The sequence below is a fragment of the Dactylosporangium sp. CS-047395 genome, from assembly GCF_050942185.1.
In the GTDB taxonomy this organism is placed as follows: Bacteria; Actinomycetota; Actinomycetes; order Mycobacteriales; family Micromonosporaceae; genus Dactylosporangium.
In genome coordinates this window covers 1,349,494-1,375,661 of sequence record NZ_CP192015.1, presented here as the reverse complement: position 1 = coordinate 1,375,661, position 26,168 = coordinate 1,349,494, and the positions used below count along the sequence as shown (strand labels likewise).

The 26,168-nt window shown below is 66.2% G+C and carries 26 protein-coding genes and 1 tRNA gene; 9 read left to right on the top strand and 18 right to left on the bottom strand.

The features are described 5' to 3' along the window. Window positions 1-79: 79 nt before the first annotated feature. Window positions 80-1,465, bottom strand: a complete 1,386-nt coding sequence (gene lysA, locus ACQP00_RS06400) for a diaminopimelate decarboxylase (RefSeq protein WP_433215727.1) — start codon at window positions 1,463-1,465, stop codon at window positions 80-82. 2 nt (window positions 1,466-1,467) lie between these two features. Beyond that, window positions 1,468-3,126: an arginine--tRNA ligase gene (gene argS, locus ACQP00_RS06395; protein ID WP_433215724.1), complete on the bottom strand. Its 1,659-nt coding sequence runs from the start codon at window positions 3,124-3,126 to the stop codon at window positions 1,468-1,470. Between the two features lie 486 nt (window positions 3,127-3,612). Here argS and ACQP00_RS06390 point away from each other — a divergent pair, with 486 nt between their 5' ends. From ACQP00_RS06390 to ACQP00_RS06380, 3 genes are all read left to right on the top strand, one after another. Next, window positions 3,613-4,248, top strand: a complete 636-nt coding sequence (locus ACQP00_RS06390; RefSeq protein WP_433223729.1) for a DUF3105 domain-containing protein — start codon at window positions 3,613-3,615, stop codon at window positions 4,246-4,248. A 5-nt stretch (window positions 4,249-4,253) separates the two neighbouring features. Beyond that, complete coding sequence (locus ACQP00_RS06385) at window positions 4,254-4,883, top strand: DUF305 domain-containing protein (RefSeq protein ID WP_433215722.1); 630 nt, start codon at window positions 4,254-4,256, stop codon at window positions 4,881-4,883. A 116-nt stretch (window positions 4,884-4,999) separates the two neighbouring features. Then, window positions 5,000-5,074: transfer RNA gene (locus ACQP00_RS06380), tRNA-Arg, on the top strand. Window positions 5,075-5,212: 138 nt separating this feature from the next. Here ACQP00_RS06380 and ACQP00_RS06375 read toward each other — a convergent pair. From ACQP00_RS06375 to ACQP00_RS06335, 9 genes are all read right to left on the bottom strand, one after another. Further along, the gene (locus ACQP00_RS06375; RefSeq protein ID WP_433215719.1) at window positions 5,213-6,571 is read right to left on the bottom strand and encodes a tyrosine-type recombinase/integrase; all 1,359 of its coding nucleotides are present in this window, start codon (window positions 6,569-6,571) and stop codon (window positions 5,213-5,215) included. Continuing rightward, window positions 6,572-6,775 (bottom strand): helix-turn-helix transcriptional regulator, encoded by a 204-nt coding sequence (locus ACQP00_RS06370; protein WP_433215716.1) that lies wholly within the window; start codon window positions 6,773-6,775, stop codon window positions 6,572-6,574. Continuing rightward, on the bottom strand, window positions 6,772-8,025 hold the full coding sequence (locus ACQP00_RS06365; RefSeq protein ID WP_433215713.1) for a DUF3631 domain-containing protein: 1,254 nt from the start codon (window positions 8,023-8,025) through the stop codon (window positions 6,772-6,774). Before ACQP00_RS06365 ends, ACQP00_RS06370 begins: the two co-directional genes overlap by 4 nt. Continuing rightward, window positions 8,022-8,870, bottom strand: a complete 849-nt coding sequence (locus ACQP00_RS06360; RefSeq protein WP_433215710.1) for a bifunctional DNA primase/polymerase — start codon at window positions 8,868-8,870, stop codon at window positions 8,022-8,024. Before ACQP00_RS06360 ends, ACQP00_RS06365 begins: the two co-directional genes overlap by 4 nt. After that, window positions 8,851-9,138 carry a hypothetical protein gene (locus ACQP00_RS06355; RefSeq protein WP_433215707.1) on the bottom strand — a complete coding sequence of 96 codons (288 nt, stop codon included), beginning with the start codon at window positions 9,136-9,138 and terminating at the stop codon, window positions 8,851-8,853. The genes ACQP00_RS06360 and ACQP00_RS06355 overlap by 20 nt, the downstream gene beginning before the upstream one ends. Next, window positions 9,135-9,389 carry a hypothetical protein gene (locus tag ACQP00_RS06350; protein WP_433215705.1) on the bottom strand — a complete coding sequence of 85 codons (255 nt, stop codon included), beginning with the start codon at window positions 9,387-9,389 and terminating at the stop codon, window positions 9,135-9,137. The genes ACQP00_RS06355 and ACQP00_RS06350 overlap by 4 nt, the downstream gene beginning before the upstream one ends. Before the next feature lie 135 nt (window positions 9,390-9,524). After that, entirely contained in the window at window positions 9,525-11,699 is a 2,175-nt protein-coding gene (locus tag ACQP00_RS06345) for a cell division protein FtsK (RefSeq protein ID WP_433215702.1), read from the bottom strand. Between the two features lie 88 nt (window positions 11,700-11,787). Then, on the bottom strand, window positions 11,788-12,594 hold the full coding sequence (locus ACQP00_RS06340; protein ID WP_433215699.1) for an ABC transporter permease: 807 nt from the start codon (window positions 12,592-12,594) through the stop codon (window positions 11,788-11,790). Next, the gene (locus tag ACQP00_RS06335; protein WP_433215697.1) at window positions 12,591-13,025 is read right to left on the bottom strand and encodes a hypothetical protein; all 435 of its coding nucleotides are present in this window, start codon (window positions 13,023-13,025) and stop codon (window positions 12,591-12,593) included. The genes ACQP00_RS06340 and ACQP00_RS06335 overlap by 4 nt, the downstream gene beginning before the upstream one ends. A 279-nt stretch (window positions 13,026-13,304) precedes the next feature. Between ACQP00_RS06335 and ACQP00_RS06330 the strand changes: the two genes are divergently transcribed. Together ACQP00_RS06330 and ACQP00_RS06325 are read left to right on the top strand one after the other, a co-directional pair. Further along, a complete protein-coding gene (locus tag ACQP00_RS06330) occupies window positions 13,305-14,642 on the top strand; it encodes a hypothetical protein (RefSeq protein ID WP_433215694.1) in 1,338 nt (445 codons plus the stop codon). Further along, entirely contained in the window at window positions 14,642-15,166 is a 525-nt protein-coding gene (locus ACQP00_RS06325; protein ID WP_433215691.1) for an NUDIX domain-containing protein, read from the top strand. Before ACQP00_RS06330 ends, ACQP00_RS06325 begins: the two co-directional genes overlap by 1 nt. A 265-nt stretch (window positions 15,167-15,431) precedes the next feature. On the opposite strand, the gene ACQP00_RS06320 is transcribed toward ACQP00_RS06325, so the two are convergent. Together ACQP00_RS06320 and ACQP00_RS06315 are read right to left on the bottom strand one after the other, a co-directional pair. Beyond that, complete coding sequence (locus ACQP00_RS06320) at window positions 15,432-16,271, bottom strand: hypothetical protein (protein WP_433215688.1); 840 nt, start codon at window positions 16,269-16,271, stop codon at window positions 15,432-15,434. Continuing rightward, complete coding sequence (locus tag ACQP00_RS06315) at window positions 16,261-17,598, bottom strand: AAA family ATPase (RefSeq protein WP_433215685.1); 1,338 nt, start codon at window positions 17,596-17,598, stop codon at window positions 16,261-16,263. The genes ACQP00_RS06320 and ACQP00_RS06315 overlap by 11 nt, the downstream gene beginning before the upstream one ends. 683 nt (window positions 17,599-18,281) lie before the next feature. Here ACQP00_RS06315 and ACQP00_RS06310 point away from each other — a divergent pair. The 4 genes from ACQP00_RS06310 to ACQP00_RS06295 all read left to right on the top strand — a co-directional run bounded on the left by ACQP00_RS06310 (window position 18,282) and on the right by ACQP00_RS06295 (window position 21,048). Further along, window positions 18,282-18,653, top strand: a complete 372-nt coding sequence (locus ACQP00_RS06310; protein ID WP_433215682.1) for an NUDIX hydrolase — start codon at window positions 18,282-18,284, stop codon at window positions 18,651-18,653. Between the two features lie 191 nt (window positions 18,654-18,844). Next, complete coding sequence (locus tag ACQP00_RS06305; RefSeq protein ID WP_433215679.1) at window positions 18,845-18,970, top strand: hypothetical protein; 126 nt, start codon at window positions 18,845-18,847, stop codon at window positions 18,968-18,970. A 349-nt stretch (window positions 18,971-19,319) separates the two neighbouring features. Continuing rightward, on the top strand, window positions 19,320-20,633 hold the full coding sequence (locus ACQP00_RS06300) for a hypothetical protein (RefSeq protein ID WP_433215676.1): 1,314 nt from the start codon (window positions 19,320-19,322) through the stop codon (window positions 20,631-20,633). A gap of 10 nt (window positions 20,634-20,643) precedes the next feature. Continuing rightward, window positions 20,644-21,048, top strand: coding sequence for a hypothetical protein (locus ACQP00_RS06295; RefSeq protein WP_433215673.1), 405 nt, complete (start codon window positions 20,644-20,646; stop codon window positions 21,046-21,048). A gap of 848 nt (window positions 21,049-21,896) precedes the next feature. On the opposite strand, the gene ACQP00_RS06290 is transcribed toward ACQP00_RS06295, so the two are convergent. From ACQP00_RS06290 to ACQP00_RS06270, 5 genes are all read right to left on the bottom strand, one after another. Next, window positions 21,897-23,261 carry a tyrosine-type recombinase/integrase gene (locus tag ACQP00_RS06290; RefSeq protein WP_433215670.1) on the bottom strand — a complete coding sequence of 455 codons (1,365 nt, stop codon included), beginning with the start codon at window positions 23,259-23,261 and terminating at the stop codon, window positions 21,897-21,899. Continuing rightward, on the bottom strand, window positions 23,261-23,446 hold the full coding sequence (locus tag ACQP00_RS06285; RefSeq protein WP_433215667.1) for a helix-turn-helix transcriptional regulator: 186 nt from the start codon (window positions 23,444-23,446) through the stop codon (window positions 23,261-23,263). Before ACQP00_RS06285 ends, ACQP00_RS06290 begins: the two co-directional genes overlap by 1 nt. 113 nt (window positions 23,447-23,559) lie before the next feature. Continuing rightward, window positions 23,560-25,506, bottom strand: coding sequence for a DUF3987 domain-containing protein (locus ACQP00_RS06280; protein WP_433215664.1), 1,947 nt, complete (start codon window positions 25,504-25,506; stop codon window positions 23,560-23,562). A gap of 31 nt (window positions 25,507-25,537) precedes the next feature. Next, a complete protein-coding gene (locus ACQP00_RS06275) occupies window positions 25,538-25,714 on the bottom strand; it encodes a hypothetical protein (protein WP_433215661.1) in 177 nt (58 codons plus the stop codon). Window positions 25,715-25,779: 65 nt separating this feature from the next. Next, the gene (locus tag ACQP00_RS06270; RefSeq protein ID WP_433215658.1) at window positions 25,780-26,034 is read right to left on the bottom strand and encodes a hypothetical protein; all 255 of its coding nucleotides are present in this window, start codon (window positions 26,032-26,034) and stop codon (window positions 25,780-25,782) included. Window positions 26,035-26,168: the final 134 nt, after the last annotated feature.

Sequence of the window (26,168 nt, the reverse complement as noted above, 5' to 3'; positions counted from 1 at the left end):
CGCACCATCGGCCACCGCCACGACCGGCGGGCGGGGCACGCCGGCCCCCGCGGGGCCGCCTCTCGCCGTTGGTGGCATGTCACCCCACGTCCAGTCTCAGCAGATCGTCCACGGTCTCCCGGCGGACGATGACGCGCGACGCACCATCGGCCACCGCCACGACCGGCGGGCGGGGCACGTGGTTGTAGTTGCTCGCCATGCTGCGGCAATAGGCGCCGGTGCCCGGGACCGCAAGAAGATCTCCGGCCTTGACGTCGGCCGGCAGGAATTCATCTTTCACGACGATGTCCCCGGACTCGCAATGTTTTCCCACGACGCGGGCGAGAATCGGCGGTTCGGAGGATGCCCGGCCGGCCACGGTGGCCGAGTACGCGGCGTCGTACAGCGCGGTGCGGATGTTGTCGCTCATCCCGCCGTCGACGGAGACGTACGTGCGGATGCCGTCGACGTCCTTGACCGTCCCCACCTCGTAGAGGGTGAACATGGCCGGCCCGACGATCGCCCGCCCGGGCTCGACGGACAGGTGCGGCACGCTCAGGTGCAGGGCGGCGCACTCCTGCTTGACGATCCGCAGCAGGTCGCCGGCCAGGACGTGCGGGTCGGCGGGTTCGTCCTGCGTGGTGTACGCGATGCCGAAGCCCCCGCCCAGGTCCAGCTCGGGCAGCTCGCGGCCGTGCTTCGCGGCGATCTCGGCCTGGAGCTTCAGCAGCCGGCGGGCGGCCACCTCGAAGCCGGACGAGTCGAAGATCTGCGAGCCGATGTGCGAGTGCAGGCCACGCAGGTCCAGCACGTCGTCGGCCAGGATCCTGTCGACCGCTTCGGCCGCGGCCCCGCCGGACAGCGAGAAGCCGAACTTCTGGTCCTCGTGGGCGGTCGCGATGAACTCGTGCGTGTGCGCTTCCACCCCGACGGTCACCCGTACCATCACGCTGGGTCTTTGGTTCGTAGCCCGCGCGATCCTGGTCAGGCGCTCGATCTCGTCGAACGAGTCGACGATGATCCTTCCCACGCCGACCTCGACGGCGCGGGTGAGCTCCTCGACGGACTTGTTGTTGCCGTGCAGGCCGATGCGCTCCGGCGGCATGCCGCCTCTGAGGGCGATGGCCAGCTCGCCGCCGGTGCAGACGTCGAGGCTGAGCCCTTCCTCAACGAGGATCTTGACGATTGCCGTGGCGATGAAGGCTTTGCCTGCGTAGTAGACCTCGGTGCCGCCGAACGCATTTCGGAAGTTTCGGCACCTGTCCCGAAAGTCCGTTTCGTCAAAGATGTAGGCGGGCGTCCCGTACTGCTCTTTGAGGTCCTGTACGTCGACGCCGCCGACGGTGATGGCTCCGTTTTGTCCGCGCTCGACCGTTTTGGGCCACAGCATCGGGATCAACGCGTTGACATCCTCCGGCGTACGCAGCCAGGAGGGTCCGTTGGAGCCGAGGTCAGCGTGCAGCGCCCCAGCCTCGTGTGCGCGCATCTCTACATCCGTTCCGGCGCCGAGACGCCGAGCAGGTCCAGGCCGTTGACGATGACCTGCCGGGTGGCGGCGTTGAGCCAGAGCCGCGCCTGATGGGTGGCCGTGAACGGGTCGTCGCCCTTGGGCAGCACCAGGCAGTTGTCGTAGAACCGGTGATAGGTCCCGGCGAGGTCCTCCAGATAGCGTGCCACGCGGTGCGGCTCGCGCAGCTCGGCGGCGGTGGCCACGACGCCGGGAAAGTCCCCGAGCGCCTTCAGAAGGTCAAGTTCCTTCTCGTGTACCAGCTGTGCCGCGTCATACTCCGCCTGCAACCCGTAGCCCAGCTCGGCGGCGTTGCGCGCGATGGACGCCGTACGCGCTCCCACGTACTGCACGTAGAAGACCGGGTTGTCGTTCTTCTGCCGCGTGATGACCTCGATGTCCAGGGTGAGCGGCGAGTCGGTGGAGGAGCGGGCCAGCGAGTACCGGGCCGCGTCCACCCCGACCGCCTCGATCAGCTCGTCGAGGGTGATCAGGGTGCCCGCCCGCTTGCTCAGCCGCACCGGCTCGCCGGCCCGCAGCAGACTGACCAGCTGGCCGATGAGCACCTCGATGTTGCGCTGCGGGTCGTCCCCGGCGCAGGCGGCGATGGCCTTCAGCCGGCCGATGTACCCGTGGTGGTCGGCGCCGAGCATGTAGATGCAGCGGTCGAAGCCGCGCTCGCGCTTGTTGATGTAGTACGCGGCGTCGGCGGCGAAGTAGGTCTTCTCGCCGTTGGAGCGGATGAGGACCCGGTCCTTGTCGTCGCCGAACTCGGTGGTGCGCAGCCAGACGGCGCCGTCCTGCTCGAAGACGTGGCCCTGCTTGCGCAGCTCGTCGAGGGCGTGCTCGACGGCGCCGCCCTCGTGCAGGGTCTTCTCGGAGAACCAGACGTCGAAGTGGACGCCGAACCGCTCGAGGCTGTCCTGCATCTCCTGCAACATGGCCTCGTAGCCCGCCTGCAGGAAGTACGCCTCCTGGGCTTCGCGGCTTTGTTGGAGAATGTCCGGATTCTTGGCCTTGATGGCCTTGGCGATGTCCTGGACGTACTCGCCGGGATATCCGTCGGGCGGGGTCGGCTCGTCGTTGGCCGCCGCGGTCAGCGACTCGCCGAACCGGTTCATCTGCACGCCGGCGTCGTTGATGTAGTGCTCACGGGTCACGTCGGCGCCCGCCGCCGACAGAATCCGGCCCAGCGCGTCGCCCACGGCCGCCCAGCGGGTGTGCCCGAGGTGGACGGGGCCGGTGGGGTTCGCCGACACGAACTCCAGGTTGACCTTCTCCTTGGCGAGCGTCTCGCTGCGCCCGTACTGCCGGCCCGCCCGCACGATGAGCCCGGCGAGCCCGCCCACGGCCCCGGCGTCGAGCCGGATGTTCAGGAACCCGGGCCCGGCGATCTCCACGCCGGCGATCCCGGGAGTTTCCTGCAAGTTTTTCGCGACCGCCGCCGCCATCTCGCGCGGGTTCAGTCCGACCTTCTTGCCCAGTTGCAAGGCGATATTCGACGCATAGTCACCATGCTCCGGGTTTCGCGGTCGCTCCACGCTGGTAGTCGCCGGGAGCACGGACGCGTCGAGGTCACGCTCGGTGATGGCCGCCCGGGCGGCGGCGAGGACTGCTACGGCGAGTTCAGCGGGAGTCACCGACAAATGCTATCGGGGGTAGACTCCGGTACTTGGCGGCGGCCCGTTGTGCTGGTCACAATGCGGGACGTTCTTCTTCCCAGGATGGACACACGCCAGGGTAGTTCCCCGCCGTGACCCCCGACCGTTGACCAAACGAGGCCCGATGAGCGAGCACAACGCTGAGCGTTGCGGAGCGACGAGATGAGCATGAGCACCCAGCACGGGGGCGGCAACCGCAAGCCGTCCACCAAGGCCGTCTCCGGCGCGAAGCCCAAGCAGGGCGGCGACGAGGACCCGGACGTCATCGAGGACTCGGCCCTGGAGGCCGACTCCGTCGAGGACGCCGGCTCCGTCGACGACGAAGCCCCGGCGACTCCGGCCAAGCCCAAGGCGAACCCGCGCAAGTCGGCGACCGCCCGCAAGACGGCCCCCACCGGCAAGCGGCCCGCCACCGCGACCCGCCCGGCGGCCAAGAAGATCGCCCCGGTCAAGGTCAAGCAGGGCATGAGCTGGGGCCCGATCGCGCTGTTCACCACCGTCGGTGTGCTGGCGCTGGGCATCGTGGGCTTCGCCGGCTACCAGGTCTGGCAGAACGGCCTGGGCTGGCACGACCGCGCCGACCAGATCAGCGGCATCCAGGACTTCTACAAGACCGACAAGACCATGGTCGGCCAGCGCGAGCACGTGTGGGGCCCGCAGACCTACAAGCTGAGCCCCCCGGTCGCCGGCAACCACAACCCCAACTGGCAGCGCTGCCTCGGCGACGTGTACACGTCCCAGATCGCCAGCGAGCACGCTCTGCACAGCATGGAGCACGGCGCCGTCTGGATCACGTACAACCCGAGCCTCCCGGCCGACCAGGTCGAGAAGCTCGCGAAGAAGGTCCGCGGCAACGACTACATGCTGATGAGCCCGTACCCGAACCTGGACAAGCCGATCTCCCTGCAGGCGTGGGGCTTCCAGCTCAAGGTCGACAACGCCGACGACAGCCGCATCGACGAGTTCATCAAGGCCCTGCGCCAGAACGCGACCCTCGAGGCCGGCACCCCCTGCTCCAGCGGCGACATCATCACCGAGACCGGCAGCACGCCGCGCGACCTCGGCAAGGACGGTTCGACGACGCAGATGGGCGGCAACTAGCCACCGTGTTCGCGCAACTTTCCGGGCGGGCACGCCTCACGTTCGGCGTGCTCGCCGCGGTCCTCCTCCTGGTGACGGGCGTGGCGATCGGCTACCTCATCCCCGTCCTGAGCCGCCCCGGCGACGACTCCATCGACGCCGGCTTCGCCCGCGACATGAGCATCCACCACGCGCAGGCGGTCGAGATGGGCATGTTCGCGTACCGCCTGGGCACCACGGACGACATCCGCAACCTGGGCTACGACATCGCCGCCAGCCAGCAGTGGCAGATCGGCCAGATGCAGACCTGGCTCACCGAGTGGCACCTCTCCCCCACGTCCTCCAAGCGCCCCATGGCCTGGATGCCGTCCGGGATGAACACCCTCCAGCCCGACGGCCGCATGCCCGGGATGGCCTCGGACGACGAGCTCAAGAAGCTCAAGTCCTCCACAGGCAAGGACTTCGACACCCTCTGGTGCCAGCTCATGCTCCGCCACCACCTGGGCGGCATCCACATGGCCGAGATCGCGGCGAAAGACGCCTCGGACCCTGAGGTCCGCGACGCGGCCGAGAAGATCCGGCAGTCGCAGTCCTACGACATCGCGCAGCTGTCGGAGAAACTGAAGGACTTGGGCGCGCAGCCCCTGTCCTCGTAGCTCGCTTGTTTCCACCCGCCCCAGTGATCACAGGGGAACCAGTGCGCGGGGCGGGTGGGGGCTCTGCTAGTCTGTTCGAGGTCCGAACGAGGGCCCGGTTGCCGGGATCTCGATTGGCCCCCGTAGCTCAGGGGATAGAGCACCGCCCTCCGGAGGCGGGGGCGCAGGTTCGAATCCTGCCGGGGGCACCAGCTCTGACCAGCAAAAACGAAGCCCTTGACCAGCGATTACGCGGCCAAGGGCTTCGCTCGTATGTACGGCTGTCACCGGCTTTTCCGGGTCATGATCGGCCAGTCACGGCAAATACGCGGCCAAGTTTGCCGCAGCCCTCAGGACCCCAGAGCGTCCGTGATGCGCTGGCGCAGCTGCTGCGCTCCCCCGTCGAGGCACTTGGCGTAGATCTTGAGCAGCACCTCCACCGAGTGACCAGCCCACTCGGCAACCTGCGTGGCCGGAACTCCCCCGTTGAGCCACGTCGACACCGCCGCGTGCCTCAGGTCGTACGGCGTTGCGGCCAGCGGCGACGCCACGACTTCCGGCGTGAAGGCGGCCTTCCGCGCCTCCCGCCACGTCCGGTTGATGGTGCCGCGCGGCAGCTCGCCGGCGTTGCGTTCCCCCGTGAACAGCCGGCCATCGGGCGCCGTGCCGAACTCCTTGATGTGCCAGTTCAGGAGCGCGGTCAACTCTGGTGGGCACGGCACCGTGCGAACCTCGCCGCGCGCCCGCTGCTTGAGCTGCCGGCGGTCGCGGTTCTCGCCGCTGTCGGTCCACTCCCTGCCGGCGTGCGGCTCGGCCACATGGAGGTTGAATTCGCCCCACCCCTCGGCGGGCAGGACCAAGTGGTGCTTGGCAAGCGCTACCGCTTCCTCGGGCCGCATCGCGGCGAAGTACAGGCACCCGAAAAACGCCACCAACCGCGTCCCACTCCGCTGCCGGCTGCGCACCGCCTCGAGCAGCGACCGCACCTGAACAGGATTGGCCACCGACCGCCGATCGACGGCATGAGTCGTCCGGGGTGGCGTCCATTTCAGCGCCGGAATCGGATTGGCGTCGAGAAGCTTCAGCTCCACCGCGTACTCCACGGCGGTGTTGAGAATCTTCCGTCGCCGGCTGACTACGCTCGGCGCGGCCGGCGTGCCATCGAGGCGCACGGTCAGCGCATCGAGCATCGGCCGGAGCACCTCCGGCTTGGCAAGAGCGGACACCGGCCGGGCGTTCTTCTCGACCCAGCGCAGCGCGGCTTTCACCTTGGGCGGGCTGCTCTCACGGTGCGCGGTGTTGAACGCCCACCGGCTCAGCGCCAACCGGAGCAACTTCGGATCGGGCATCCCCCGCTCCGTACTCAACAGCGATGTCGTCATCTTCGTCAGCGCCTCGGCGTGAGTGCGCCGCGTGGTGGCGGCGACGCGCGGCCACTTCATGTCCGCGAACGCGCACGCAAGCTCGTACCAGGACATGTCGCGGTTCGCGCGCCGCATCGACACCGGCAGGCCCGACTCCACGTCGAACGCTTCACCCTTGCGGGCGGCGGCCACCAGGTCGGCGAGGAAGCCGTCCGCGAGCGCCTTGCCCTTATACGGCTCCTTCCGCTCCCGGCCGGCGACGACCCAACGGACGTAGTACGTGGTCCCCCGCGTGCCTTCGTAGACTTTCGTCTTCCAAATCCGCACGTCGTACGTCGTTTCCATTTACGCGGCCTCATCCTCGAGCAATGCAATCCACGATTCGTAATCAACCCGACGGATGCGCAAATCTCCATTGGGCAACTTGAAGCACGGCGGCGCCTTTCTTTTGGCGCGCCAGTCGTAGAAGGTCGAGCGGGAGATACCGAGATCCGCGCAGACCTCGGGGATGGTCAGATGCCGTCCACGGGAGGGCTGCCGGCCGGTCATCGGGCGGCCCTCAGGCTAGGTCGCCCCGGGGTGTCCGTACCATCCGTACCAAGCGTCTCTTGGCTGCTCAGGGCCGGTACGGATTGGTTTGGCGGTACGGATCGATCCGTACCGCGCCGAGCATCCGTACCAGGGCTGACCTGGGAAGCGACCCTTGGTACGGATGGTACGGAGGGGGTGGGGCAGTAGCGCTGCCACGCGTCCGCGAAGGCGCTTCGGTGGTACCCCTTGGCCTGCCCGACCGGGAAGCGGATGGTCGCCGAGCTGATGTCGAATTCGCGCAGCAAATCGCCGAGCCGCTTACCGGTGAGACCGGCCGGACCGAAGCCTTGCCACGGCCCTTCCGAGTCGCCATTGAGAACGTCAAGCAATTCTGAGGTCGTGGCCGCTCCGGGCTCGCCGAGCGTGGTGAATGCCGCCCGAATATCGGCCAGCAACTGAATGCGATTCGACACCGGCCCGGTCTCGTCCGCTTCGGCCACGAGCGTCGCGGCAGCAACTCGAGCGCGCGTCGGCCAGCTGCCGCCGGCGAGATCGGCGACCGCGATCAGCGGCTCCCACGTGTCGGCGGCGCGGTCCTCGAGCGGCATGGCCGGCTCTGCGCGTTCGAGGGTGTCGAGATGCCCCCGCAACCACTGGAAGAGATCGGCGGCCAGCTGTCGCAGCGCGGGGCCGTCGCGGCGGTGCCGGTAGGGTGCCACCTTCTCGGAGGCCATTCGCCGGCGCATGCGGACCACGACAGCGCGGTCTTCGATGGTGTCCGGCATGACGCCGATGCCCGCCAGCGCGGCCATGGCGAAGGTCGGGATCTTCTCGAGCCGGTGAGTGTTGTTATCCCAACGGATCGCGGGCCGGTTGCGTTGGTGGCCGGCGTTGAGCAGTCCGCGCAGATCCTCGTTCGCTTCGGCGTTCTTGCCGCCGAAGATGGTGTCGGCCTCGTCGACCAGGAGCGTCGGTGGCTCGTCGGTGCCGATGGCTCGGTAGACGGCGGCCGGTGAGGCGTTGACGGTGATGAGCGGGTTGCAGCTGGTGCCCTCCACGATGTCGAGCAGCCGGGACTTGCCGCAGCGCTTTTCCGGCCCTCGGATGACCAGCCTCGGGGCGTGCGCCCATGCGGCCTGGGCGTGGCTGGCGGCGATCCAGAGGGTCACGGCGTCGACCGCCTCGGGCGAGGGCAGGATGACGTAGCGGGTCACCGTTCGGTGCAGGGCGTCGAGGATGTCGGCGCCGTTGGTCGGTTGGTCGTTCACGCGGCTACTCCCTCGTCTCGGAAGCCGCCGGCGATGGCGGCGCGGGTTTCGCGGTCGGTTTGGCCGGCGCCCATGCCGGCGTCGTAGAGGGCGTTCATGGCGTCGCGGAGGCTGATCGCGCCGGCGGCGACCATCCGGGCAACTCCTCGAGCGCAGCCGTAAAGCGTGGACCGGCGGCGGCCCTTTGGTGCGTGGCGCACGGTGTCGAGCAGGGAGCGCAGCAGCGCGTCGGGTGATGAGATGCCCCCGGCCGGCGTCGAGCTCGTCGCCCTGGGCGTCGTCGTCGCGGCCGGCGCGGGCCGGCATGCCGTGATGAGGGCCGGGGGCATCTCAACCACCGGCCGGCCACCCGCCCACCGGTACGGTCGGCCGGTGCGTGGGTGGATCGACGGTGGGGCCACGACGTAACCGCCGTCGCCGCGCACGTCGATGCCTTCGCCAAGGCGCCCCTGGCTGTTCAGGACGGGCGTTCCCGGGTGGCGGTAGTACAAGTGCCAGCCGCCGCTCCCGGTCACCACACAGGCCGTCTGCGGCATGAGCGCCGGGTCGAGGGCGCCACCGTGGCCCGGGTCGATGTCGACCACGACCAGACCGGCGACGGTGCCGGTGCGGATGGCCAGCAGCCCGGCCGGCTGCACGGCGACCATGGCGGCGATGCGGTCCGCGTCGGTGGTGGCGGCGTAGAGGCCGTGGCAGAACAGGCACGGGCAGGTATCGCGGTCGTGGTCCGGGCCGGCGTCGCGGCAGTCGTGGCAGTTGGCCATCGGCCGCTTGGTCCGGCCAAGCAGAAACACCGGCCAGCCACGCCCGGCGTAGTCGAGGGCGTTACGCAGCAACGGTTCCATGGTGGATGCTCCCTTCGGGTCGGGTGGCGTGGTGCAGGACGCGGGACAGGTTGTCGGCCAGCTCGAGCAGCTGCCGGCGCGCGGCCAGTTCGGTCGGGGCGAGCGCGACGGTGAGCCGCACTTCGGCGTGTTCGCGGCCGTTGGCGGCGCGGACGCGGGTGAGGGTGACTGCGCCGATGTTCGGGGCGGTGATGACGATCGGGTCGGCGCGGTGTTCGCCGAGCGAGCAGCGGTGGCCGCCGGCGCACCAGCTGGTGTGCGGGGTCATCGGGTGCCCCGGGTGCCGTTGCGGTGTTCGGCTCGCAGGTGCTCGTAGATGCGCCGGCCGATGCGGACGCGGCGGCCGGTGCCGGTGCAGCGCGGGCAGAGCCGGAACATCTTGCGCGAGAGGGGGTTGCGGAGTTTGCCGGTGCCGTCGCAGCGGCGGCAGGAGCCGAACGGGAAGATCGCGCACGCGCCGATGTAGTACAGAGAGCAACCGGCTGCGGCGACGCTAGCGAGCAGGATCAGGGACCCCACGGGATGCCTCCTGAAGGCTGTTTGAGGGCGTGAAGGGTCGGCGCGGCTAGGGACTAGCGCGCTGATCAGGGATCGGATGGAGTGCTAGCGGGGGTGCTAGGTCTAGCAGGGTCGGCCGCTAGACCTAGCGGCGTTTCACGCGGCCGAGTCGCCCTGCCGGCGGTTACGCTCGGCGACCGCTTCGGCTACTGCGGTGCGGTCGATGCCGCGCCGGTTGGCGCCTTTGCCGGTGGCCGGGTCGGTGCCCCACACCTGTGTCGTGGTGATGCCGTACGGCTTGAGCGCGGCGCCCAGCTGGTCCCGCGTCAGCTCGGCGTACACCTCGGGCCGCAGCGCGATGAGGCGCTCCACGAGCGTTTCGGCCCAGAGCTTCGCCTCGTCGGCTTGGAACACCGCGAGGGTGTCCTCGAGCAGCGTCTCCCGCCGCGTGGCCGGTGTCTCGGGCTGGTCGCCGGCGGCCTGTCCGGTCAGCGTGCCGGCCGCGACTCGAGCGGCGTACGCCCGCGCCGCCAGCTTCTCCACGGTCGGTCCGTCGAGGTAGTACGTGCGGACGATCTGCGCGTCATCGGCCGCACCGACCAGGTACCCCACGCCCAAGTCCTTCTTGGTGAACATCGTGGCGCGCAAGCCGTTGCGGTAGCTGGACGTGCCCAGCACCATGTCGTTTTCGAGCTGCCCCATCACCCGCAGGCAGAACCGCGTCCCCACGTTGGCTGAGACGCCGGTCGGCAGGCTCTTGGCGTCAGGGCGTTGCGTGGCCAGGATCAGGATGACGCCCAGGGCGCGGCCAAGCTTGATGATCTTCTCGGCCAGCTCCCCGGCTTCCTTGCCGAACTCCGCATGGGCGAACAGGTCCTGGCACTCGTCGAAGATCGCGACCAGCCATTGCAGGCCCTTGATGCGCCGGGCCAGTTCGGGCGTGACCTTGTTGTCCGGGCAGACGTCCTTGGGCAGTTTCTTGATGGCGGCGGCGCGGCGCTGGCACTCGGCGCGCAGCTCCCGCAGGGCCATGAGCCCCGCCTCGGCTGTGTCGTCATCCTGCCCCGAGGCGTACCGGGCGCACACCCGCGCCAGCGGGTCGAGGCCACCGGTGCCCTTGAAGTCGAACCCCCACAGCTCCGTGTGCGGGTCGAGGGCCGCGACCAGCATCGGCAGCTGCACCGAGGCGGTCTTGCCGTAGCCGGGGATCGAACCGATCAGGACGTTGGTGTACGGCAGCTCCATCGTGACCACCCGGCCGCGAGGATCGGTGCCGAACGGGAACGGCTTGGCCACGTCCACCGTGGACGCCTTGAGCAGCGGCCACGCCGGAGGCGGTACCTGCGACATCGGCCGGTCACCCACCCAGAGGACCAGCCGGGATGGGCTGATGTCGGCGTTGCCCTCCGGCCACACGCAACCCAGCGGCCGGCCAAGGCCAGATGCGAGCCGGTCGCGGCGGTCCAGCACATCCCCCACTGTCACCCCGGGCGGCAGGTCGACATCGGCGCGCCAGCCCGGCCCGTCCCGCACGATCGGGGCCGGGAAGGCGATGGCGCTGTTGCCCTGCTTGGCCAGCGCCTGGTTGACGCCGGCCACGCCGAGCACCGACAGCGCCCGGACCACGATGTCCGAGGTCAGCTTGGCCACCTGCGTGCCCACCACCGCGCGGTCCAGCAACGGCCGATCCGCCGGCGCACCGCGCAGCCCGAACACCGCGACAGCCACGCCGAGCGCGGCCCACCGCACCCACGCCGGCGCCAGCAATAGCGCCACGCCCGCCACGATCAGCGTCACGATGACGACCAGGGCGACGATGCCCCGCCACCGAACGCGCCGATCGCGCTGGCGCGACAGGTGCAGGTACTGCTCCGCGTTCTCGGTCCGGACGGTCGCCTGCCGGACCGGCTCGCCCTCGAGATCGAACAGCCAGCGCAGCGCGCCGCCGGCCGTTCGCCCCAAACCAACCGGCGACCGCAGGGCAAGCTTGCCGGCGTACTTCGGCAGGCGCAGCGCGTGATACGCCGCGACGTGCCCGGTGTAGCCGGCCGCCCACGCCACCGCGTCGCGCAGCTCGGCGCGCGACCGCAGCCAGGCGGGCAGCAGCGGCCGGCGCTCGGCGCCACGACGGTCCAGCTTCGGCTTGCGCTGCGCCTCGGGCGAGTCGACCAGCACCGGGCCGGCGGTGTCGTCCTGGTCCTCGTGGTCGTCGTCGCGCTGCCGGCGCTCCCGGGCGGCGTCGAGGTCAACCACGTTGTCGGTCATCTCGTTCTCGTAGCGGGACCAATCCAACCCTTCCGGGCGGTCGCGGTCCGGCTCATTCGTCGTCATGCTGAAGGTCTCCTGACTCCTTCTGGAGGGATGGGGACCGGTGCGCGGCTGAGGTTTCCTAGGCCAGCTGGCCGCGCACCGGGCGGAGCTATTCGTGGTTAGCGTGGATGAGGTGGGCCAGGGCGGCGCCCATGCCGAGCACGGCGACGGGCAGGCAGGCGACCGCCGTGGTGATCTGCCACGGGGCGTGGGTGATGCCGGCGGCGGTCAGCAGGTGGTAGGCCACCTGTCCCGCGCCACCGAAGACCAGGGAGCCGATCGCGGACCAGCGGGCGAACCGCCGAGCGGCCGCCGGCGCGGTGCCGGTGAGCCAGACCGCGAGGGCGTACGCCGCGTAGGTCTCGACACCGATCGGCAAGGTGATGGCGGTGTTCAGGCTGAGGTCGCTCCAGATGCCCGGCAGCGGATGCACGACGCCGAACCCGGTCAGCTCACCGAGCCCCACCCACCCGGACCAGATGGCCACGAACGCCGGCAGGGCCAGGAGCATCACGGGCCAGGAACGCGCCTTGCGTACCTTCCGGGGCGCCGGGACGTGCGGGATGAGGATTGGCTCCGGGTCGCTGGTCGCGCCCGGGTGTCCGTCGCCCCTGGGCAGCGACGCCGCCTCGGCCGGCGGGGGCATCTCAACCACCTCGGTAACCGGCTCGAGCGTGGTCGGCTCCGGGTCCGCCACGACGTCGGGCAGGACCGACGACGCGCCCGGTGCGGCGGTGAACTCTGCGGCCTGCAGCGCCTCCCGCAGCGCGGTCGCCTTCGGCGCGCCCACCTTCAGCTCCTTCATGAGGTGGTTGCGGGACGGAACCTTGCCCAGGCTCGAGGCGATCTCCTGAGCGCGCGGCAGGAGGGCGGACAGGTCGAACGGGTACGCGCTCGGCGCGGTCGTGGTGGTCATGCGGCAGCTCCGATCAGCTCAGCGGGGAAGGCGGCCAGGACAGCGAGAAACGAGGCGTGCAGCCGCTTGGAGATGGCGCTCGGCGTCAGGCCCTGCCAGTGCAGCCGGACCACGGCGGCGGAGAACTCGGCGTAGGTCAACTCGACGCGCTCGCCCCGGCACGCCTGTTCGACGGCGATCTCGTCCACGTAGTCCGGGTCGGGCGTGATTTCGCGGGGCAGGCCGCACTCAACCGCGAATCGCTCGTCGTCGCGGATGGCGCGCTCCCAGCACGCGCCGCAGGCGACCATGCGTGACGACGACGGGCGGTGCTCGTCGCAGTGCCGCGCGGCCACGCCGGCCAGAACATGGCCGGCGTCGAAGTAGGCGAACACGCTGGAAGGGTGGGTGAGATGCCCCACGCCCACGCTGACGCCGGTCTCTGCGATCACTGGTGAACCTCCGTCTCGAGTGGCGCCCTATACAGCGCCAGTGCTGTATTCGTGAAAATGACCGTACAGCGCCCGTGCTGTATTCGCAACAGCCCTGACCTGCCACAACTAAGGATCTTGCTTGGCTAGCGCTCCACTTGATCGGCGCCTGCAACCAGCAAACCGCACCGAACGGCCGGCGTGCAGGGTGTGAGTTGATACAACCGTGGTACATGCTTCACACCCTGTGTGAATCGATCTCCATCCCTTCCCTCAACGTGACAACGCACCTACGCTGCGGTGATGGGGGAGGCAAATCTGCTGCTTGCTGCGCTCATCGAGCGCGCCGGCCTATCGAACGCCGGTCTGGCGAAACGCGTGAACATGCTGGGCGCCGAACACCGACTCCGCTACGACCACGCGTCAGTCGCCCGCTGGATTCGCGACGGTGCCACCCCTCGAGACCCCGGCCCGGATCTGATCTGCCAGGTCATCGGCGAGGCGATGCGCACGACCGTCACCCGCGCCGACATCGGCATGGAGCGACGGCCGGCCATCTCGAGCGTGCCGCTGCCCCAGCTCGTCGAGCGGGCCACGGCTTTGTGGCGCGGCGATCAGCGCGACAAGGTCGCCGGCCCGCCGGCCGCCGGCGCCGAGGCGGTCGCGCCGGTCTGGGAGTGGGAGAACCCGCCTGATGACATCGACGTTGCCCACGACGGCCGCCGCCAGGTCGAGCCGGTCGACGTGCGCCGGCTACGACAGCTCCGGGACCGCTACCAAGAGATGTACCGCCGGGTGGGCGGCGTCCCGGTCCGGCCACGCCTGATCGCCGCGCTCAACGAGCATGCGGCGCCGCTCCTGCGCGACACCTACGACAACCGCACCGGCCGCGAGCTCCTCCGCGCCGCCGGCGGCCTGGCCGCGTTGGCCGGCGTCTGCGCGTACGACGCGGACCAGCAGGGTCTTGCCCAGCGGTACCTCTTCGGCGCGCTGCGCATGGCGAAAGCCAGCAATGACAAGCGATTCGGCGCCTACGTGGTCGCACTGCTGAGCACGCATGCGCTGCACGGCAACCAACCGCGGCTTGTTGTGCAGTACGCCGAGGCAGCCCTCCGCGCCGCGCGGGGGCATCTCGGGCCGGCCCTGGCCGCCGATCTGCATTCGTTGGCTGGCAAGGCGTACGCCCGAATGGGTGAGAGCGATGGATGCCAGCGGCACATGCGCGAGTCCGAGCTGGCCGCCGCACGCATCGTCCTTGGTGACGAGCCGGCCGAGGCGTCGTACGTCCAACCCGGTCTTGTGGAGACGCAGGTAGCCGAGGCACTGCGGCGCCTGGGGGACTTCAGCGCGGCCCAGACGTACGCGGACGAGTCCGTGAGGTTGGCCGGCGGAACGCACCTGCGCGGCCGCGTCCACCGCTACGCCGGCCTGGCGCTCATCGTGGCGCAGCGCGGCGACGTGGACCAGGCCGTGCATGTGGGTACCCAAATGCTCGAGTACGCCGAGGGCATGGAGTCCGGCCGCATCCGCGACCGGGTAGCGCAGGTGGCCGGCGCGCTGCGGCGACACGCTAGGGTGCCAGCGGTGGCGGAGTTTCTCGAACGGGCCGACACCGACGCCCAATTGAGGGGGTTCTAGTGCGCTGGCAGGTCAACTCCGAGCGGACGCTCTACCAGGACCAATGGGTGCACCTACTGGCCGCCGATGTGGAGCTTCCGGACGGCAGACACCTTGACCATCGGCTCATCCGGAGTGCCCCCGGCGCAGGTGCCGTCGTAGTTGTCGACGGCAAGGTACTGCTGCTCTGGCGCCACCGTTTCATAACCGACACGTGGACATACGAAATTCCAGTTGGCGCAATCGGGGAGGACGAGCCGGCCGCCGCTGCTGCCCGTGAGGTCGAGGAGGAGACGGGATACCGGCCGGGGCCGCTACGCCCGCTTATCTATACGCAGCCGTCTCCCGGCCTCATGAACTCCGAGCATCACATTTTCCGCGCCGATTCAGCCACATACATGGGACCTCCGGTCGACGGATTCGAGTCCGAGCGGGTCGAGTGGGTGCCATTAGCCGACGTTCGTCGACTAATCGACAAACGCGATATTGTAACCGGCACCACACTTACCGCACTGCTTTACACGCTGGTCGAGGCGGATCGATAACCATTAGGGCGTGGGCCGACGCGGCCTTGCCTGCGCCCACATCCGTACTGCTTGCGGCCGCCAAGCTGGCGACCTGCCAAATTTTCGCTCAGGCTGCGGCGCTTGCTGGCGCGCGACGTATGCCGCCCATGTACTCCGCGTGATTCCAAGGAACCGTGCGCAGTCGTCAGCCGTCCACCAGTCGGTGGGAAGTTCATCCTCGTTCGCCTGCACGTCCATCAGCAATCACTTTACGGCATCGGCTCGAACTCACCGGTTGCGGTCATCAACTTTTGAGATAAGAAACGACCTGAGACAAGTTGGGAAATTCCGATACGTAATCGTGCCGAAAAGTAGTCCACAGAACAGGGCCTACATCGACAACGTTACAACCTATTTCCCTCAACTGTAGCGTCAATAAGGCAAGCGCATCCTTGCCATGCAATACCTCCCGGTCCGTGAAGTCCGAGATTTCATCCTGGGTTTTTTGAATCTGAAGGATAACGTCGTCGAGTCCTTTGAGGCTTAAGCCTGCCGATTGAAGAAGAGACGTAAGAATCTTTTTCCGATCCAGAACCACCGTACCTAAAGAGTCGAATTTAGCATGGCGAAGCCATTTCTGCTCCGAAACCGGCAACCTCAAGCCGGCCACCTCAGAGGTTAAACGCAAAGCGGCAAGCCAGCGTGCCTCTACGGCCATTGAAGCGAAAATTGCTGGAGCCAGCGCTGGATCTCGGGCGAACCCCAACTGCAACGCGGTCCGAATATTGTTGACCGATAGCACATAAGACTCGAGATCACGAAGGTCAGTAACCCAAGCATTAGAGGGCATCGCCCCACGTGCCGCCGCAGACAGCGGATCGGAATCCGCGTCGACCAAGCCGTGAACGTCAACCGATTCAGCTTCAATCGTTCGAAGGAATTTCAGAAGCCGAGATCTTTCACCACCCTCCCCAGCGTCGAGAACTTCAACATTACAAATAAGAACAATGCTCGCATTAATCCTTAAACCAACCGGAACGAGCCAGTCAAGGAATGACTTATCCCGTACTCCCTCTACATACAATTCCTTTCTCGATGGGTCCAGTCTGTGGGCAGTCAGAATACGACCAATATCAAGACGCATCGGCGTCACTAAGCCTGACTAGACGTTCGGCATAATCAACGGCAATCTCGGGCGAATGTGTCGCAAGTATCAACTGCGGTGTGGCGCGGGACGCGCATCGCAAGATATTCCGAACGAGACGACGAGTCCATGCAGGATGCATCGAAAGCTCGGGTTCGTCGATTGCAATGACGGTTCCTCGCCTCCTTGTCGTAAGGGCAGAAATCATCAGATACAGCAACTGATACTCGCCCGAACTAAGTTGAGCCTCCGTCAGCCGCTCCCCCTGCGAGCTCTCAACCTCAATTCCCGAACGCCGACTGATACGAACTCGCTTATCGGTGAAGAAATCCCGCATCACCTCTTCAAACGTCAACAACCGCTCGGCGATTAGCTGGCGCGCGTCAGCTCGAGACTCGAGATATTCAACGTATGTATTCAAAACAACAAGAGCATGATTATTCGGTTCGGGAACTTTTAGACTTTCGATTGAGGAAAGCAATTGCTCGAAGTCCCATCTATCGTGACCCAAGCCGAGACGAAGATGAGTGCGCTCAAGTTCATGAATCCGGAAAATCTTCTTTTCCAGATCTTCAGGCTGATGCAGCGAGCCGATAGGATTCGAGAGGTTATCGATGATCTTCGGGAAAAGATCCGGCTCGGTTGTCCCAAAGAACTGACGGTAGTCGACTTGGGCCTCTCGAGCAAAACTTTTGATTCGTTCAGCCAGAAGGGATGTTTTTGGCTGTTGAGTCCGACTGGTAGACTCCAGGATTTTTGTCGAGATTAGAACACGATTCAAAAGCTCGTGCTGAAACTCGGGGGAACCTTGAACCGCTCCGGTCGATAGATCCGCAAGCGCCTCGGCAACGTTTCCCCGCTGAGAAAGACGCGTATCGGGAAGAAATTCAAATGACAAGTCGGACGTGTACTCAAAAAAAGAGGTCCGCAGTTCTTCAACTGAACCCTGGTCGCGCTCCTTCAAAGCGCCCTTACGAGAGCCGTTCAGATATGCCTCGAAATCCTTAAATTGGACCCGCAGGCTGCCGTCTCGCATTCGATCAACACGCAACTCGACACCAGAATTGAACCGAAGGAGGGAAGATGTAAAAGGCACCCGTCGGAAAGGGTCGAAATTGAGCGACATCATACCACTGAGCATCTGGAGGACCGTGGTTTTTCCCACACCGTTCGGTCCATGGAGAATTACCACTGATGCAGCGTCACTGTCCTCTTCCGACGTCGGCAGAGGAATTACATGATTATATCGCCCAAAGAGTCCATGTACCGCAAACTCTTCTAGTTGCATTCTCGACACCCCTTCAATTGACGCTACAAGCAATGCCACAGGCGCACGATTTGCCCCGAACGCCCGCATATGCGATCATTGCTGCCCCCGTATGCACCCTAGGATATCCTGGCGCGGATCGGATCGATGCCAGCGCCACAAAATCCGACGGCGGCCAGTGATCTTGTCCAGCTCTCGGGCGCCACCTCTAGTACCAGCCCTCAACCGCCCACGGCCGGAGCCTGATTCACACGAACCTGAACCCGAGCAAGCCCGGGCCCTCGGCAGGTAAACAGAGGCGGGCGTCGAGGTGAGCACGATCGGGCAGTGGCGACAATCCGCGAACGGACGACTCGGTACCAGCCTCAGCGTTCCAAAACGGCTCCATCTCGGGCGTTCATGGCTCCGCGCTAGGTGGACGTCGGGTTCGGGTCGCTGCAGCGCTGTACCCGATCGACTCGGAGCACTCACCGCGCGCTGCGGACCTTGGACCCCGGCAGGGCGCCCGTAGACACGTAACTGCCCAAGCAACGCACGGCAAATGTACGGCCAACCTCGATGGTTGCGGCTAGCCAGAGTGGTGTTTCAGCAGCTCAGAAGCTATCTGGAGACCATAGTGCCTACTCCCTCCGGAGGCGGGGGCGCAGGTTCGAATCCTGCCGGGGGCACACTTGCTAAAACATCCTTGAGCAGCCAAAACGAAGCCCTGGACCAGCGGAAACGCGGCCCAGGGCTTTCGTCGCATGTACGGCTGTCACCGGCTGAATCCAGCCATGATCGGCCGCCCGCCCCAAATACGCCCCAAAGTTTGGGGCGACTTGATCAGTAAGCCAGCGCCGCGCCGACCCGGTCCGGAGCGCCTCTGTGCCCAACTCCGCGCCGAAGACCGCGCTGACGCCAAAGCCGCCCCAGCCGGCGTGCAGCTGACAGTCGCCATCGCCGTGGTCACCGACCAAGCCGACATCCTGCTCGTCTGCCGCCGCCACGACGACCCAGACGCCATCACCTGGCAATTCTCAGCCGGAATCGTCAAGCCAGGCGCCAAACCCCGAACGGTCGCCGTCCGCGAAACCCTCGCAGAACCCGCATCCACTGCCAGGTCATCCGCGACCTAGGCAGCCCACGTGCACCCCATCACCGGTGTCGACGCCGAGTACTTCCCCTGCATTCACCTCGCAGGTGAGGTCCAGAACCACGACACCGACGCAAATGTCGACGCCCTCTGGCTCCCGCGTCAACGCATCACCGGCTTCATACCAACCGAACGCATCTACCCACCCGCACTCCAAGCACTCGACGAGGAACCATGGCCGACCAAGCAGCACGTCCCACCATCGCCGACGCAGTCATCATCATCGTCGAAGAAGGCAACTTCCTGTCTACATCGTCCGCGCCGGCGGACACATCCGAAGAAACGAGCGCCGCGACCTGAAAGGCGCTTGTGCCCATGCTTCCTGCCTCGCCGTATCGGTAGGCGCCGTCAGCGGCAAATCCTGGCATAGAGAGGTCCAAGCCCGAACTCCCGGACGTTCACCTGCACCCCCCGGGGTTAATGATCTAGAAGGGGGAAGGCGGCAAGTCAAACGATCTCGGCGGGCAATCGGTGAGACTGAAGGAACCAGATTCATGCTGCCTTACGCCTTCGCCGCCCAGTGGCAGCGCGATGGCATAATATCTTCGTGAATCGCCCGCCAGGGAGCCCCGATCCGCACCACGGGCTGGCCAACCCCCGCCTCAGCGACCTATTCGATCTATGCATTCGCCAAGACCAAGTACCTTTCGTGATCCCGCATGTCCGCGAGGATCTCCGCCTATCGTTGGACCCGTTTCTGCTTTGGCAATCCAGTGATCCTCTGTACCAGAGGCTACATAGGCAGCTCATCGCCTTCGTCGACCTAGTGTGCCAGGAGGCAGCCGGCGGCAGGATCGCACGAGCTGTAAATCTTTTGGGCGGAGTCCAAGAGCTTCAGGAACTGGGACTTGGTTACGCTCTCGGGACCAAGCGGGGTGCGGCAATCGGCCCGGTTTTGGCGCGACGCATGGCCGAGACGATCCGATCCGTCCCTCAACTCGTAGAAGGGGGATTTTCACATCTAGAGATCGTCGCACTCTTAGTGCCCAAGGTCGCAGAAGACCGCATCAGTGACATAACCGCTTCGGTCCTCCTCCATTGGCTCACGGAGTTCACCTCCGAGCAGTGCAACATGTTTGGATTTCCGACACGGCAAACGAGCCTCGATTCCGCATGGGATGCCGAGCGAGCGCTTTGGCGACCGCTCCGCGTTAGTCTTCCGTGGAATCCGCTCGACGGAAAGCCTATACTCCTTGCACCCCTCGACCTCCTGCGCCATCTACCTTGGATCAACTATGAAGACTACTACCGTTCCGCGTATGCGCCATTCGTGCTGCCGGCAGCAAGTCGCGATCGAAGAGTAGCCAAGGAGGCTGTCCTAGCCTACAACAGGACGAACTTTCAAACCGTCGAACAGTACATCACCGAAAGAGAGCTGCGCGGCAACGCATGCACCCCGGACCCGCTGTTCAAACCGCTTGGCTTAGATGCGCTGGCCAAAAAGCTTAAACAGATCAAGGCGCTGCCAACCGGGACCACAAATGGCGCTGACAAAAAATACGAGAACCTTTGCTTTGATCTACTAAGTTCATTCCTGTATCCCGAGCTCGACCTCGCCGACGACCAGGTCAGAACTATTGCAAACACACACGTTAGAGACATAATTTTCCACAATGATGGAAAGAATGACTTCTTAGCCGACCTCCGGACACGCCTGGGTATGCGCCAGGTCGTGTTCGAACTCAAGAACTCTCGGGCGCTTGAGACCGAGAATGTAAATCAGTTGTATCGCTACTTGGACGATCAAGAATTTGGGCGAGTCGGCATCCTCCTAACGAGGCATCCGACTCCTCCAGCAGTCGCAAAGAACATCGTCGACCTTTGGTCCGCCAAACGCTACTACATCCTATGCATGGACGACCGCGACCTAGATCTGATGCTTCAGCTTGCCCAGTCAGGCCGTCGGCCGGTCGAAGCGTTTCGCAAAAAGTTTGTAGAGTTCACGAGAAAGCTGCCACAGTAGGGAGATAGAAATGCCAGCCGGGCGAAAACCACCACCACGGAGAACCGCGCCAGCACAACCAGATGCCACATTGCCATCAGACGAGCAGAAGGCAACATTCGACAGGATTGTGCCGATGCTGAAAGCTGCACACGATGAGGTGAGCAAGCTCTCCGCCAAGAAGCAGGACGGCGTACTGAATGAACTCAAAATTCGCAACATTAACCGCGTCCTGGAGCAAGTACGGCCGGTCTTAAGTGACGACCCAGCACTCGAATTTCTCGAAACACTGGACGTAGATACGTTGCCCCAGAACAGTGATGCCGCTTTTCTTCTCGGACAGTGGATCGCCACGCTTGAGCGATTCAGGGAACAGCATTCGGTTAGACAGTATGGCGAGCTAGTTTGGCGCAAACGCAATGACGATGATAGTTAGCGCTTTAAACTCTCATCGTCGCAATGAGGAGCGGCTTCGATAGGTGGGCCGTGTCTGAACTTTGCGAACGGGAGCTGAGGATCAAAGGGTGCTTGCTGGCACAACACCCGCTGCTTCAGACTGACTGCGTTCTGCATGCACAGCCAGCCCGACGGCGCGCTGTGCGTGCGCCCGCGGCCAACGCGGTCCGTTGACCGCCAAGTGGAGATCTTTCGGTGCTGCCACGAGGCGTCAGGCAGTATCGCCTGTTCCCAATGTGTGCCCACCTCGTCTTCCCCAACACTTACTTGACCGTTTGGCCACCCAAAACTTTGGGGCACGACAGGTGCTGGTTGATGAGCGCCGCGACCCCGGCTGACCTCCCGCGACACGCCGTCCACTTGACCCGGTAGTACCCACCGGCTCAAGTGGACGGCGGTACTATCACTCCGGCTGAGAGGCAAGTCGTAGTGACTTGATCAAAGCCGAGGAATGCAGGTGCCCCCGCAGAAGGCAATCTGCGAGGGCACCCGACCTAGAAACCGCGCGGTGGAACTTTGAGCGTTGACACCGCGAGGCTGAGCAACAGAGCCCAGGCGGCGATTGCGCCGCTTGGGCTCTCCTTGGCTAGCCCCATGAGCGCCTGCGTTACGGACGCCATCGCTGCCAGGAGACAAATTCGGCTTTCGCCGTCATCATCTGCCACCCGTTCCCCCCTCCTAAGATGGATCAACACGACCCCGCACAAGACGTGAAGGTTTGCGCTGATCCACCTGTATGACGGGTGAAGCGACATGGACTTTAGCGACCGATTTTGAGTCTGGCGCTTAGACACGCCAAACCACGCCACGTTTGGAAACTCATCTGGCTCAGTAACCCAAGGCCGCGCTGACCCGTCTGCGGAGCACCTCTGTGCCCTTGTCGAGACACGCGGCGTAGATCCGGAACAGGATCTCTACAGACTGGCCGGCCCACTCGGCGACGTCGGTCGGAGGCACCCCACCGTTGAGCCACGTCGACACTGCCGCGTGCCGGAGGTCGTAGGGCCGCTTCGCCAGCGGCGTTGCCTGCACCTCGGGGGTGAATGCGTACTCCCGCGCGAGCCGCCACGTGTCCGTGATGGTCCGCTTCGGCAGCTCCTTCTTGTTCCGCTCCCCCACGAACAGCCGGCCGCCGGCGCCCGTGCCAAATTCGTCCACGTGCCAGTGGATGAGCGCGGTCAGCTCGGGCGGACACGGCGCCGTACGCCGCTCCCCGACCTCCCGTTGCTTGAGTTGTCGCCGGTCCCGATTCTCTCCGCTGTCGGTCCACTCCTTTCCGGCGTGCGGCTCGGCGTTGCCGAAATCGAACTCTCCCCAGCCCTCTTCAGGGAGGTTCAGATTGGAGAGCGTTAAAGCGACCGCTTCCTCGGGCCGCATAGCCGCGAAATACAGACATCCGAAGAATGCAGCCAAGCGAGCACCGGCGGGAACCTCGTAGCGAACAGCGTTGATCAGCGTTCGCGCCTGGACCGGATTCGGCACGGCTCGCCGATCCACCGAGTTCACCGGCTTCGGTGGCTTCCACTTCAGCGCCGGCAGCGGGTTAGCGTCGAGGAGTTTCAACTCCACGGCGTACTCAATGCTGCCGTTGAAAATCTTCCGCCGCCGGCTGACTACGCTCGGAGCGCCCGGCTTACCGTCGAGCTTGGCGGAGATCGCGCCCAGCACCGCCCGGAGGATCTCCGGATTCGCCAACGCCGACACCGGCCGGGTGTTCTTCTTCACCCACTTCAGCGCGGCAGCAACATCCGCGGGGCAGTTCTCCGCGTCCCGCTGCTGGGTGTTGAACGCCCAGCGACTGAGCGCTTTCCGAATCAACTTGTCGTCCGGCTTGCCTCTACTTGTGGAAAACATGGCCGGCGTAATCGCGGTCATCGCCTCGGCATGCGTCCGCCGGGTGGTAGCCGCGACGCGCGGCCACTTCAAATCCACGAACTTGCAGGCGAATTCGTACCACGACATCGTCTGCTGGTTGCGCAGCATCGACACCGGCCGGCCGCTTTCGCACTCAAAAGCCTCACCCTTGCGCGCGGCCACGATGAGGTCAGACCGGAAGCTCTCGGCCAACGCAGACGTCTTGAACGTCTCCTTCTTCCGCTGGCCATCCACGACCCACGCCACGTGGTACGTCGTGGCTCGTTTGCCTTTGTAGACCTCAAGAGCCCAGATGCGCACGTCATACGTGGTGTTCATCAGGCGGCGTCCTCCAGCGACGTCAGCCACCGATCAAGCTCCGTCCGCCGAATGCGGAGGTCGCCGTTCGGCAGCTTCACGCACGGGGGCGCCTTCCGCTTCGCCCGCCAGTCGTAGAAGGTCGAGCGGGACACGCCCAGCTCGGCGCAGACGTCGGGAATCGTGAGCAGGCCACGGGACGGCATCCGGCTTTCTCCTCCTGCTGACGTGAGGGGCTGGGTCCGAAGGGGCGTGACAGAACTGCCAGAACTGACAGAACCTCGGCGCCGTGGGGGTTGTGTCGGTTGCGGCAGTTCTGTCACGCGGTCCTCCGGGCGCCGATCGGGTGGACGGTGGCCGCCGGCCGGTGCACCTCGGGGTGCACGAGGTAGCTCGGTGAGGGTGGCCGGCCGCCCTTCGGTGACCGGGCCGGCGGGTCGAGCTGTCGGAGGTAGCCGTGGGCGTCGAGCAGGGTCAGCGCTGGGTCGAGATCGGCGACGGTGCCGATCTGGGCGCTCTTGACGGCCCGGTACAGGTCGCGTTTGGTGAACGCGGTTGCGCCGGTGCGTTCGATCCAGCCGAGGATCGTTTGGGCGTTGCGGGTGGTGTTGTCGGCTCCCATGTCGTCGAATGCGGCCAGGGCGTGCGTGGCGTAGTACTCCCCCAGCAACGCGGCCCGGTCGATCGCGCCAGCGTCGATCGGTCGGCCCCAGCCGTCGCGGAGGTGGTCGCCGAGGTGGATCAGTCCGGCCAGACGGACCACGGCACCGGTGTACTTGCTGCCCCAGTCGATGACGTGTCCCCACGCCCCGCCCGGCCGCAACCGTGGCTCTACAGCCCGCTCGATGTCCAGCACCCGCTCGTTGGCCTCTGCGGTGAGTGGCAGCACGGCCGGGTCGGTCCAGTCCCCCAACGTGAGGACCATCGTCGTGAGGTTGGCGGTGTACGCGGCGGCAATCTCGTCCGGGATCGGCGCGGCACCAATGGTCCGCCAGCCGACCGTGTTCTCCGGGACGGCGAACAGGATGCGGGCGAGCAGGCCGAGGCCGCGGAAGCCGGGCATGCCGGCGATGTCTCGCAGTACCTCGGGCTGCACGGCCAGGCCGAGGGTCAGTGCGGGTTTGTCGATGTGGTTGGCGTCGCGGGACAGTCGGCCGACGCGCATCATGTCGCCGGCGTGGCCTTTGAGAAAGACCTCCAGGTTGGGTGTGCCGGAGTAGCGGCCGGCGATGGTGGCGAAGATGCCGCCCTCGGGCGACAGGACCGCCAGCCGGCCGCCCTGCGCGGCGAGCATCGCGGCGGCCGTCTCGCTGGTGACGTCATCGGCAACCAGCTGCGGCAGCGCGGGAACGGTGATCGCGTCAGCCTGCATCGCCGCCGCCGTGGCCTCGGCCAGCAGCGTGTCACGGCCGGACTCGTCAGCGTTGGCGGCGTTGTTCGCGGCCCGCTCAGCGGCTTTGCCGGCGACGCGGGCGGCGAGCTCGGCCTCCACGATGGCCGGCTTCGCCAGTTCGACCATCCGTTTCTCGGCCGCCAGCAACGGACTGGCCATCGCCGCGAACACCGCCGACTTCCGCGAGCCGGGCGGCAGCACCACGACGGTGAACAGGTTCACCGGCTCCCGCCACGAGCCGCGCACCTCCACTTCCGCCCGGCCGCCGGCGGCCGTGGACAGCGCGGCCAGCGCGATGCTTCCGGCGGCGTCTACCGGCGTCTGCGTGAACTCCGCTACGGCGTACACCATCTCGGCGACCCAGTCCGGCAGCACCTCGGCCGGGAACGTCGGCCGGTGCCGGCCCGTCCCAAGCGGGATGAGCGTCGGCCAGCCGCCCGCGGTCGCCGTGTCGAGCATCGCCCGGCCGGCGGCCACGACGTCGGCCACGTCCGCGCCGGACGTCGCCAGGTCGGCCAGCTGGGCGCCGAGGGTGACCACGTGCCGGCGCCGGGCGTGGTCGGCCACGATGCCGGCGTAGTGGGCGGCGTTGCCCGCGGCCGGGGTGGCTTGCATCAGCGTGTGCAGGTAGGGCGCTCCGCCCACCTTGCCCAGCTCGCCGGAGCTGGACAGCCGGGCGGCGACGGTAACCGGATCGGTCGGCTCGCCGGCGGCGTGCAGCGCCAGGATCGTCTCCCAGACGATGGTGTGCTGCGGTTGATGGAAGTCGGCCGGCGCGAGTACGGCGGCCAGCTCGGCGACCACGGCCGGCGCGAGCAGTGCCGCGCCGATGGCCGCTTGCTCGGCTGCCGGATCGTGCGTCGGTTGAACCATGAAGACACTCCCCTGTGGACAGTCGAGACGGTTAGGCGCGGTCGATGACCGTCGTCAGGCCGCGGGCCAGGCGCCGAAGTTGCGCACGGGCGGCCGGCTCGGTCAGGGCCAGTGCGACCGTGAGGGTTACCTCGGCGTACTCCCGGCCGTTGCGGCCACGCACGCGGGTGAGCAGCGCTCGGCCGTAGCCGGCCACGTCGATCGCCAAAGGGTCTGCGCGGTGTTCGCCGAGGGTGCAGCGATGACCGCCGGCGCACCAGGCGGTGTGAGGCGTCATCGGGTGCCCCGGGTGCCGTTGCGATGCTCCCGGCGGAAGTGCTCGTAGACGCGCCGCCCGATCCGTACGCGGCGGCCGGTGCCGTCGCAGCGCGGGCAGAGCCGGAACATGCGCCGGGAGAACGGGTTGCGGAGTTTGCCGGTGCCGTCGCAGCGGCGGCAAGAGCCGAACGGGAAGATCGCGCACGCGCCGAGGTAGTACGTTGCGTAACCGGCGGCAGCGAGGCTAGCGAGCAGGATCAGGGACCCCACGGAATGCCTCCTGAAGGCTATTTGAGGGCGTCAAGGGTCGGCGCAGCTAGGGACTAGCGCGCTGATCAGGTATCGGTTGGAGTGCTAGCGGGGGTGCTAGGTCTAGCAGCCGGGGCCGCTAGACCTAGCGGCGT

What these genes read in the sequence shown, in the direction of transcription:
- lysA (WP_433215727.1), bottom strand. Translation starts at nt 1,465, where the DNA reads ATGCGCGCACACGAGGCTGGGGCGCTGCACGCTGACCTCGGCTCCAAC.
- ACQP00_RS06390 (WP_433223729.1), top strand. Translation starts at nt 3,613, where the DNA reads ATGAGCTGGGGCCCGATCGCGCTGTTCACCACCGTCGGTGTGCTGGCG.
- ACQP00_RS06375 (WP_433215719.1), bottom strand. Translation starts at nt 6,571, where the DNA reads ATGGAAACGACGTACGACGTGCGGATTTGGAAGACGAAAGTCTACGAA.
- ACQP00_RS06370 (WP_433215716.1), bottom strand. Translation starts at nt 6,775, where the DNA reads ATGACCGGCCGGCAGCCCTCCCGTGGACGGCATCTGACCATCCCCGAG.
- ACQP00_RS06360 (WP_433215710.1), bottom strand. Translation starts at nt 8,870, where the DNA reads ATGGAACCGTTGCTGCGTAACGCCCTCGACTACGCCGGGCGTGGCTGG.
- ACQP00_RS06355 (WP_433215707.1), bottom strand. Translation starts at nt 9,138, where the DNA reads ATGACCCCGCACACCAGCTGGTGCGCCGGCGGCCACCGCTGCTCGCTC.
- ACQP00_RS06345 (WP_433215702.1), bottom strand. Translation starts at nt 11,699, where the DNA reads ATGACGACGAATGAGCCGGACCGCGACCGCCCGGAAGGGTTGGATTGG.
- ACQP00_RS06340 (WP_433215699.1), bottom strand. Translation starts at nt 12,594, where the DNA reads ATGACCACCACGACCGCGCCGAGCGCGTACCCGTTCGACCTGTCCGCC.
- ACQP00_RS06320 (WP_433215688.1), bottom strand. Translation starts at nt 16,271, where the DNA reads ATGCGTCTTGATATTGGTCGTATTCTGACTGCCCACAGACTGGACCCA.
- ACQP00_RS06310 (WP_433215682.1), top strand. Translation starts at nt 18,282, where the DNA reads ATGTACGGCTGTCACCGGCTGAATCCAGCCATGATCGGCCGCCCGCCC.
- ACQP00_RS06305 (WP_433215679.1), top strand. Translation starts at nt 18,845, where the DNA reads ATGGCCGACCAAGCAGCACGTCCCACCATCGCCGACGCAGTCATCATC.
- ACQP00_RS06295 (WP_433215673.1), top strand. Translation starts at nt 20,644, where the DNA reads ATGCCAGCCGGGCGAAAACCACCACCACGGAGAACCGCGCCAGCACAA.
- ACQP00_RS06290 (WP_433215670.1), bottom strand. Translation starts at nt 23,261, where the DNA reads ATGAACACCACGTATGACGTGCGCATCTGGGCTCTTGAGGTCTACAAA.
- ACQP00_RS06285 (WP_433215667.1), bottom strand. Translation starts at nt 23,446, where the DNA reads ATGCCGTCCCGTGGCCTGCTCACGATTCCCGACGTCTGCGCCGAGCTG.
- ACQP00_RS06280 (WP_433215664.1), bottom strand. Translation starts at nt 25,506, where the DNA reads ATGGTTCAACCGACGCACGATCCGGCAGCCGAGCAAGCGGCCATCGGC.